Annotated in this window: 8 protein-coding genes; 6 read left to right on the top strand and 2 right to left on the bottom strand. The window is 74.3% G+C overall.

Features of this window, described 5'->3' with window-relative positions; translation table 11 throughout:
* The 3 genes from AB0K09_RS28670 to AB0K09_RS28680 all read left to right on the top strand — a co-directional run.
* The coding region (locus AB0K09_RS28670) for an ABC transporter substrate-binding protein (protein ID WP_366068320.1) at positions 1 to 762 on the top strand (762 nt) is incomplete at its 5' end.
* A complete protein-coding gene (locus AB0K09_RS28675; RefSeq protein ID WP_366068321.1) occupies positions 759 to 1,670 on the top strand; it encodes an amino acid ABC transporter permease in 912 nt (303 codons plus the stop codon). The genes AB0K09_RS28670 and AB0K09_RS28675, both read left to right, overlap by 4 nt.
* Entirely contained in the window at positions 1,667 to 2,425 is a 759-nt protein-coding gene (locus tag AB0K09_RS28680) for an amino acid ABC transporter ATP-binding protein (RefSeq protein ID WP_366068322.1), read from the top strand. The genes AB0K09_RS28675 and AB0K09_RS28680 overlap by 4 nt, the downstream gene beginning before the upstream one ends.
* Before the next feature lie 7 nt (positions 2,426 to 2,432).
* Here the strand turns inward: AB0K09_RS28680 and AB0K09_RS28685 are convergent, their stop codons facing one another.
* Both AB0K09_RS28685 and AB0K09_RS28690 read right to left on the bottom strand, forming a co-directional pair.
* On the bottom strand, positions 2,433 to 3,191 hold the full coding sequence (locus AB0K09_RS28685; protein WP_366068323.1) for an N-acetyltransferase: 759 nt from the start codon (positions 3,189 to 3,191) through the stop codon (positions 2,433 to 2,435).
* Between the two features lie 111 nt (positions 3,192 to 3,302).
* Complete coding sequence (locus AB0K09_RS28690) at positions 3,303 to 3,851, bottom strand: GNAT family N-acetyltransferase (protein ID WP_366068324.1); 549 nt, start codon at positions 3,849 to 3,851, stop codon at positions 3,303 to 3,305.
* 88 nt (positions 3,852 to 3,939) lie between these two features.
* Here AB0K09_RS28690 and AB0K09_RS28695 point away from each other — a divergent pair, with 88 nt between their 5' ends.
* The 3 genes from AB0K09_RS28695 to AB0K09_RS28705 all read left to right on the top strand — a co-directional run.
* Positions 3,940 to 4,332: a VOC family protein gene (locus AB0K09_RS28695; RefSeq protein ID WP_366068325.1), complete on the top strand. Its 393-nt coding sequence runs from the start codon at positions 3,940 to 3,942 to the stop codon at positions 4,330 to 4,332.
* Between the two features lie 143 nt (positions 4,333 to 4,475).
* On the top strand, positions 4,476 to 5,087 hold the full coding sequence (locus AB0K09_RS28700) for a DUF5134 domain-containing protein (RefSeq protein ID WP_366068326.1): 612 nt from the start codon (positions 4,476 to 4,478) through the stop codon (positions 5,085 to 5,087).
* Positions 5,088 to 5,239: 152 nt separating this feature from the next.
* Positions 5,240 to 5,809, top strand: a 570-nt coding sequence (locus tag AB0K09_RS28705) for a M48 family metalloprotease (protein WP_366068327.1), incomplete at its 3' end; no start/stop codon positions are given.

A 5,809-nucleotide genomic window follows, 5' to 3' on the forward strand; every position in this document is an offset into this window, starting at 1 on the left:
AGCGCCGCCGCCTGCGCCAAGGACCGGCTCACCACCCGCACCTCCGGCAAACTGACCGTCGGCACGGACAAGCCCGCCTACGCCCCCTGGTTCGAGGGCGACGACCCCGCCAACGGCAAGGGCTTCGAGTCCGCCGTCGCCTACGCCGTCGCCGACCGGCTCGGCTACGCCCGCTCCGAGGTCGTCTGGCAGACCGTCCCCTTCAACACCTCCGTCGCCCCGGGGCCCAAGCGCTTCGACTTCGACATCAACCAGATCTCCGTCAGCGACGAGCGCCGCCGCGCCGTCGACTTCTCCTCCGGCTACTACGACGTGCGCCAGGCCGTCATCGCCCTCAAGGACTCCCCGGCCGCCAAGGCCACCACCCTCGCCGGCCTCAAGCAGGCCCGGCTCGGCGCCCAGGTGGGCACCACCAGCCTCGACGTCGTCAAGGACCTCATCAAGCCGGACCACGAGCCCGCCGTCTTCCAGAAGAACGACCTCGCCAAGACCGCGCTCAAGAACCACCAGGTCGACGCCATCGTCGTCGACCTCCCCACCGCCTTCTTCATCACCTCCGCCGAGGTCCCCGAGGCCAGGGTCGTCGGCCAGCTCGCCGCCCCCGGCGACCGCCCCGAGCAGTTCGGCCTCGTCCTCGACAAGGGCAGCCGCCTCACCGGCTGCGTCAGCCGGGCCGTCGACTCCCTCCGCCAGGACGGCACCCTGGCCCGTCTGGAGAAGCAGTGGCTCTCCGACGCCGCCGGCGCGCCGGTGCTGTCATGACCGCCGGCGAATCCGCCCCGGCGGACGCCGTGCCGGACCGGCCGGTCCGGGAGGCCGGCGATCCGTACGTCCCCTCGGCACGCCGCCTCGAACGCGAGCGCTTCCGCCGCGCCCGGGCCCGGCGCGCCACCGCCGTCGCCGCGCTGAGCACCCTGATCACCGGCGCGGTCCTGGTGACGGTGATCGTCGGATCGCCCGGCTGGCCCCGCACCCGCGAGACCTTCTTCAACGCCCACTACGCCCGCGAGGCGCTGCCGCAGGTCCTCGACGGCCTGTGGCTCAACATCCGGCTGCTCGCCGTCTGCGGCGCCGCCGTGCTCGCCCTCGGACTGCTCGTCGCCGTCGCCCGCACCCTGCCCGGCGCCGTCTTCTTCCCGGTCCGCGCCCTCGCCACCGCCTACACCGACTTCTTCCGCGGCCTGCCGCTCATCATCTGCCTGCTCGTGGTCGTCTTCGGCGTGCCCGCGCTGCGGCTCCAGGGCGTCACCAACGACCCGGTCCTGCTCGGCGGCACGGCACTGGTGCTGACGTACTCCGCGTACGTCGCCGAGGTCTTCCGTGCCGGCATCGAGTCCGTGCATCCCAGCCAGCGCGCCGCCGCCCGGTCGCTCGGCCTCACCGGCGGCCAGGCGCTGCGCTTCGTCGTCCTGCCGCAGGCCGTGCGCAGGGTCGTCCCGCCGCTGCTGAACGACCTGGTCTCGCTCCAGAAGGACACCGGACTCGTCTCGATCGCCGGCGCGGTCGACGCCGTCTACGCCGCCCAGATCGCCGCCGGCAAGAGCTTCAACTTCACCCCCTACGTGGTCGCCGGGCTGATCTTCGTCGCGCTCACCATCCCCATGACCCGCTTCACCGACGCGGTCACCGCCCGGATGGACCGCCGCCGGGCCCAGGGAGGACTCGTATGACCGCCACGACCGAGCCCGTGCTGCGCCTCGAATCCGTGCGCAAGACCTTCGGCGGGCAGGTGGTGCTGCGCGACGTCGACCTCGCCGTCCCCGCGCACACCGTGACCGCGCTGATCGGCGCCTCGGGCTCCGGGAAGTCGACCCTGCTGCGCTGCGCGAACCTGCTGGAGGAGGTCGACGACGGCGCGATCTTCCTCGACGGCGAGGAGATCACCGACCCCCGGACCGACCCCGACGCGGTGCGCCGCCGCATCGGCGTGGTGTTCCAGGCGTACAACCTCTTCCCCCACATGACCGTGCTGGAGAACATCACCCTCGCCCCCCGCCGGGTGCACGGCGTGCCCCGCGCCGAGGCCGAGGAGCGGGCCCGGAAACTGCTGGACCGGCTGGGGCTGGCCGGCAGGGCGGCCGAGTACCCGGACCGGCTGAGCGGCGGCCAGCAGCAGCGGGTGGCGATCGTACGGGCCCTGGCGGGGCGGCCGCGGCTGCTGCTGCTCGACGAGATCACCGCCGCGCTGGACCCGGAGCTGGTCGGCGAGGTGCTGGGCCTGGTCCGCGAGCTGAAGGAGGAGGGCATGACCATGGTGCTGGCCACCCACGAGATGGGCTTCGCACGGGACGTCGCCGACCAGGTGTGCTTCCTCGACGGCGGGGTGGTGCTGGAGCGCGGCACACCGGCCGAGGTGTTCGGCGAGCCGCGGCAGGAGCGCACCCGGCGCTTCCTGCGGCGGCTCGTCGAGGCGGGGCGGCTGTGAGCGGTCGTCAGACCGAGCGGGGGCCCAGGGTGTGGCGGACCCATACGTTGGGCTCGACGTAGACCGCGTGGTCGTGCGCGGTGTCGCAGTGCACCGGAACGAGGGCGCCCGGTACGTCGACGCCGCCGTCGCGGTCGAAGGGCAGGCCGGTCCACCGCCGCCACTGGGCCAGGGAGCCGCCGACCGTCATCGACGCCGGAGCGATCTTCTCGATGGTGCCGCCGGCCTTGACGTGCACGCGCAGCCACGGGTCGGCCGGCAACCCGTCGTGGCGCCGCCGGCGGATGTACTCGGCCATGGGAACGCGCGGGTGGAGGTGCTTGGCATTGGGACGGACCGGGGCCAGCAGAGTGTCGTGGCCCTGTCCGGCGGCGGCGTCACGCAGTGCGGCCAGCATCCGGTGGGACAGGCCACGGCCGAGGTACGCGGTGTCCACCGTGATCTCCAGCGCGCCGGCCGCCGTCGGGGGGTGCTCGTGGCGCCGGTCGCGGAACGCCCACACGAGCAGCTGGTCCCAGCCCTTGTCCGGCATCTCCTCACGGCCGTCGAGCCCGGCACCGAAGGGCACGCTCAGCCCGCGCGCCACGACGCGGTCGCCGTCGGTGGCCACCACGCAGTAGTGGGGGAAGTCCTCGGCGACCCGGCCCAGCAAGGCGCCCGCGACCGGATCGTGCGGTATGAAAGCCGGCCAGGTCTCGCTGATCTCGTAGATCCGGGAAACCAGCGACGGACGCTCGGCGAGCGAGGTGATCAGGATGCTGTCCATGTCTGTCACGGCGGGGACCCTCCCACGGGAACAGCCTTGGTGGCCAGCGGTTTTGCCGGGTGGGCGCGGGCGGCCGGCCCCGGCTGACGGCCGCCCGCGCCCACCCGGCGGTTACGCCAGGTCCTTGATCAGGAGCTCGAACTCGAGGTCGTCGCGGAGCGGCAGGCCGAAGCGCTCGTCGCCGTACGGGAACGGGGTCATCCGGCCGGTGCGGCGGTAGCCGCGGCGCTCGTACCAGGCGATCAGGTCGTCGCGCTGGCGGATCACGGTCATGTGCATCTCGCGCGCCCCCCACTCCTCGCGCGCGAACCGCTCGGCCTCGGCCATGACGACCTTGCCCAGGCCGCCGCCCTGGAGCGCCGGGCGGACGGCGAACATGCCGAAGTACGCGTGATCGTCCCGGTGCTCGAGCTGGCAGCAGGCGACGAGTTCGCCGTCCCGCTCGGTCACCAGCAGCCGGCTGTTCTCGCCGGCCACCACGGCCAGGACGCCGTCCGGGTCGGTGCGCTGCCCGTCCAGCAGATCGGCCTCGGTGGTCCACCCGGCGCGGCTGGCGTCGCCCCGGTAGGCGGACTCCACGAGCGCGACGAGGCCGGGCACATCGGCGGCGGTCGCGGCCCGGAAGACCGGCTCTTCGGTGCGGCTGACGGCGGTTTCCATGACGTTCCGGGTCCTCTCCACGACGGTTTCGGGCGTCTTACGACCCTAACCGAGCCATACGGGTGGGGTTTGCGTACAGTCGGCGGACATGGTGCACGTACTGAGCAGCAGGGTGTTGTTGCGGCCCACCGACCCGGAGCGGTCCCGGGCCTTCTACGGCGGGGCGCTCGGCCTCGCGGTGTACCGCGAGTTCGGCACGGGCCCCGAGCGCGGCACCGTCTACTTCCTGGGGGGCGGCTTCCTGGAGCTCTCCGGCCGGTCGGAGACCCCGCCCGCGCCCGGGCTGGAGCTGTGGTTCCAGGTGGCGGACGCGGCGCGGGCGCACGAGGAGTTCGTGCGCGCCGGCGTGGAGGTGCTGGAGCCGCCGGAGACGAAACCGTGGGGGCTGGTGGAGATGTGGATCGCCGACCCGGACGGGGTGCGCATCGCGGTGGTCGAGGTGCCGGAGGGCCATCCGCTGCGCTACCGGCCGGGGACCTGACGAAGTACGGGGGGCTCGCGCCGTTCGCGCGCCCGCGCGCCCGGCGCCTTGGTGCGCGCCCTCCACGCGCCTGTGCGCTCCCTTGTGTACCCGCCGCGCTGGGCATCCTTCGGGGGTAGGTGCGCGTCCGGGGAGGTGCAGTCGTGCACGGACCGCCGCTCGTGGGTTGGTTGCTGGTGGCCCTGTGCGCCGGTACGGGCGCGTACTGCCTGCTCAGGGCGCGGGCCGGCGCGGCGGGGGAGCGCCGGGCCGCGCGGGGCGACGCGCTGATGGGCCTGGGCATGGCGGCCATGGCCGTACCGGCCGCCGTTCTGGACACCCGGCCCTGGGGGCAGGGGCTCTTCGCGCTCGTCTTCGGCGCGGCCGGGATCCGCGCGCTCGTCCTGGCCCGGGGGCGCGGCGAGGCGCACCATCTGCACCACGCCGTCGGGGCGTTCGCCATGGTCTACATGGCGCTGGCGATGGCCGGCCCGCCCGGCGCCCGGGCCGCCCACCCCGAAGGACACGGGGTGGGGCACGACCCGGCGGGGACCCCTCTCGTCACCGGGCTCCTGCTGGTCTACTTCGCGGCCTACACCGTGCGGACCGTGGCCGGCATCGTGCCGGCGACGGCCGTCGTGTCCGGCGAGACCCACTGGGCGGGCTGTGTGCCGGCACCACCGGGCGAGGGCGGTACCCGGGTGGGCCCGGAGCTGACCCACGCCTGCCGGCTGGCCATGGCCATCGGCATGCTGGCCATGCTGCTCACCCTCTGAACCCGCAACCCTGCGCATGCTTGCGAACGTTCTCCGGAGCCCGGTCGCGTGTGCGAGACCACTGCGGGGCGGGGCGCCGGACCGCTACTGTCTGCGCCAGGGCGGGCCGACGACGGCCGCGCAGACTCAGTCCCAGGGGGGAAGAGACGCCCATGATGGTCCCGCTCGCGCTGCTGGTCCTGGGCGCACTGGCCGCGGCCGTTGCCCCGCGCGTGCTGACCCGCGCCGACTGGCCCGACCGCGAGCCCGTCCTGGCGCTGTGGGTCTGGCAGTGCGTGGTGGGCGCCGTCCTGCTGTGCTGCGTCCTGGCCATGGCGCTCAGCGCGGCCGCTGCCTGGGCCGCCGTGCGCGGCAACGTCTTCGCCCCCGCGCCGCACGGCGTCGTCGAGGCGTACGCCCTCACCGCCTACGGCGCCTGGGCCGCGCCCCTCGCCCTGGCACTCGCCTCCGGTGCGGTGTGGACGGCCGCCATGCTGACCCGCGAGGTCCGCGGGGCCCGCGCCCGGCGCCGGCGCCGCCGCGCCGAACTGCGCGAGCGCTCGCCCCGGCTGCCCGGCGAGGAGCGCCGCTCCGACCGCCTCGTGGTGCTGGAGAGCGACCGCGCGGAGGCCTGGCTGCTGCGCGGCGGCTCCGCCCCGCAGCTGGTGATCACCACGGCGGCACTGCGCCGGCTGAAGGGCTCCCAGCTCGACGCGGTCCTCGCCCACGAGGAAGGGCACGCC

The organism is Streptomyces sp. NPDC049577, from assembly GCF_040675635.1.
Lineage (GTDB): Bacteria > Actinomycetota > Actinomycetes > Streptomycetales > Streptomycetaceae > Streptomyces.

Bases quoted from the DNA above. Each gene is read 5' to 3' on its own strand.
- AB0K09_RS28680 (WP_366068322.1), top strand. From the start codon at position 1,667: ATGACCGCCACGACCGAGCCCGTGCTGCGCCTCGAATCCGTGCGCAAG.
- AB0K09_RS28695 (WP_366068325.1), top strand. From the start codon at position 3,940: ATGGTGCACGTACTGAGCAGCAGGGTGTTGTTGCGGCCCACCGACCCG.
- AB0K09_RS28690 (WP_366068324.1), bottom strand. From the start codon at position 3,851: ATGGAAACCGCCGTCAGCCGCACCGAAGAGCCGGTCTTCCGGGCCGCG.
- AB0K09_RS28675 (WP_366068321.1), top strand. From the start codon at position 759: ATGACCGCCGGCGAATCCGCCCCGGCGGACGCCGTGCCGGACCGGCCG.
- AB0K09_RS28685 (WP_366068323.1), bottom strand. From the start codon at position 3,191: ATGGACAGCATCCTGATCACCTCGCTCGCCGAGCGTCCGTCGCTGGTT.